Source organism: Legionella fairfieldensis ATCC 49588 (assembly GCF_000621525.1).
GTDB lineage: Bacteria > Pseudomonadota > Gammaproteobacteria > Legionellales > Legionellaceae > Tatlockia > Tatlockia fairfieldensis.
Map to the genome: position 1 here is coordinate 1 of NZ_JHYC01000055.1, position 2,380 is coordinate 2,380.

Consider the following 2,380-nt stretch of genomic DNA (forward strand, 5'->3'; position numbering starts at 1 on the left):
GCCCAATCTGCCCAGTCTGCTGAAGCTGCCCCTCTGGATGAAGCAGACTACTGTCCCATTCAGAAGGAAGAAGACGGCACCTATTCGCTGGCCTCGGAACATGTGTACCAGCGTTTGGCAAATCGGCGGGCGAGAGTGTTAGCGGGAATTCAGGCATCGTCTGAAGTCTTTTCATTGAATGGACAGGAGGCAACAAGCCCTGAGCACAACGCTGCTGTTTTAAACACGGTAGAAGCAATCGATAGCCTGATACCGCCGACTTCCATGGTGAATGACTTTTCCAAACTGGGTTATGAAGGGTATCAGAAATACAAGGTTAATACGATTTTAAAGCGTGCAGGGAAATTACAGAAGAGTACCTTAAAGCAAGTCATCGTAGCCAATGATTTACAAACGATGCAGGGTTTATTTAAATCCTCCTCTTCCCAATCGTATCAACTCATTGATAAAGCGTTGAATTCAAGGACTTATAAGCTTTTTAATGTGGCGAATAAAACATTAGGCGTAGGTTACGTGGGAGCCGAGACGTATATAGCCTATGAAGCCAATGCATCACAAGGGAAAAATGCGCAATTGCGGGAGGCTACTTCGGTGGGAATAGGGACTGCTGTGGCTTGGAGTGGTAGCGGACCTGCTATGCACATAGGTGGTTCTATAGGTTCTAGGTTAGGATTAGCTACAGGGGGGCCTGTTGGAGGTATTATAGGATATTCTTTAGGGGCTGCAGGAGGGTATTTAACATATAATTTCACTCCATTAAGTAATTATGTACAAAGAAAAACAGCCTCAATGGTAAGGTATGTATGGAACGAAACAAGGTTATCCGCACAAAACATTTGGAATTTATCAGCGGAAGAAAAAAATATGCTAATGTTTGCACCATATTTTTGATAACACATTAATCTAAGAAAATTATTTATTTGGAGCGATATTATGATGGAGTCATCATTTTTTTTTGAAAAAATAGCCCCTAATCAATATTTATATAGAAATAATCGATTACGCTCTTCGAAAGCGTACTTGGTGACTTATAAAGAAAAAAGAGAAATTGAAGATATTTTTTCGAAATATATGGGGATGATTATAGGAGTAACTAGTGGGTGTAGCATGGCAATGTATTTTCGTCCCAAAATAGGCTGTTTTGCATTTGTGCTTGGTTCCATTGCGCTTATTTTAAAACTCAAAGTGGATATGAAAAAAATTATCGGCGACCGAAAAAAGATATCTTGCCCTAAAGAGTCCTTTTTTTTGATCTTTGAGAAAGAGGCTCAGAATGCTTCATGGCGATATATTTTTCAGCTTGTATGTGGGGTATTGCTTTTTTTCTGGGGTGCATTTTATTTTTTTAGTGAGTTTATAAGTCAAGGTAAAATTAGCTTATTTATATTGGCCTTTATTTTCTTCTTTACGAGCTTATTTACAACGTACACGATTTTCATTCTTATTCGCCATAAACCAAAGAAGGATCAAAATACATAGGTGAGTAGTGTGTGTTTCGCGGAGAAGGCCAATACGCGCAGCGATAAAACCGCCTATCTGAATTACCTTGCCCAGCAGTTGGCCGGAGAAGGGGGGTACGGGAGTTGTTGCAGGAGTCAGCCCCCTCGCTGGAACCAGCCCCTTCGCTAGAATCGACCCCGGTAGAGACGCCAACCGGTTCTCCAAGGATAAAGGCGATGGCTTCCCTCGCACTGGACTTTGTACCGGTAGCCGGTCAGTTAAAAGCGATTGATGAGTTATGGACAGGCCGTGACCGTCTTCTGAATGTGGAAGTTAACCGCGGCCTATCGGCGCTAGCACTCATCCCCGGTGGCAAGCTTGCGGCTAAAACGGTTCAATGGTTAGGGAAAACCAGACCGGTGATGGCGGCCATGCAGTTGACGCGGGATAGTAAAGTGATTGAAAGTGCCGCCAGTTATTCGAAGCAAACGGTTCATTTCCTCTCGGAGTATAAAGGGGTTATTGCCAAACACACATTAAACGCCGGTGTCGGAGGGACGTCTTCGTTTCTCTCGGCACTGTCTACCGCGGATGCGCATCCCTGGCGTAGTGCGGTGATTGGGGCCGGAACGAGTTTTATCTTTGGTTTTAAGCCTCCTGTGACATTTAAAAATACGATTAAATTGGGTGCTGTTTCTGGAGGGGTATCAAATTTTGTGAATCAATATGTTGAGAGTTACGGGGAAAATAAAACGCCAATTAGCGTAACGAAACTGGCCGTTGCAAGTTACGCAGGTGGTGTGACGGCTTGTTTAACGTATGGTATGCCGTTAATTCCCGCAGCCATTGTCAGTTTTGGTCCTTCGACAGTCATTAATAAATTAGGAGACGTGTTTTATGAGCGCTGGTATAGCAGTACAAAATAATCAATATGAAGATG

The 2,380-nt window shown here is 43.3% G+C and carries 3 protein-coding genes; all 3 read left to right on the forward strand.

Annotation, left to right across the window (positions count from 1 at the left end; genetic code table 11):
• Nucleotides 1-891: hypothetical protein (locus tag T345_RS15235; RefSeq protein WP_035918907.1), on the forward strand; the 891-nt coding region annotated here is incomplete at its 5' end.
• Nucleotides 892-1,023: 132 nt separating this feature from the next.
• Nucleotides 1,024-1,479: a hypothetical protein gene (locus T345_RS0110685; RefSeq protein WP_131777770.1), complete on the forward strand. Its 456-nt coding sequence runs from the start codon at nucleotides 1,024-1,026 to the stop codon at nucleotides 1,477-1,479.
• Nucleotides 1,480-1,676: 197 nt separating this feature from the next.
• Nucleotides 1,677-2,366 carry a hypothetical protein gene (locus T345_RS0110690; RefSeq protein ID WP_028389329.1) on the forward strand — a complete coding sequence of 230 codons (690 nt, stop codon included), beginning with the start codon at nucleotides 1,677-1,679 and terminating at the stop codon, nucleotides 2,364-2,366.
• Nucleotides 2,367-2,380: the final 14 nt, after the last annotated feature.

Bases quoted from the DNA above. Each gene is read 5' to 3' on its own strand.
- T345_RS0110690 (WP_028389329.1), top strand. From the start codon at position 1,677: ATGGCTTCCCTCGCACTGGACTTTGTACCGGTAGCCGGTCAGTTAAAA.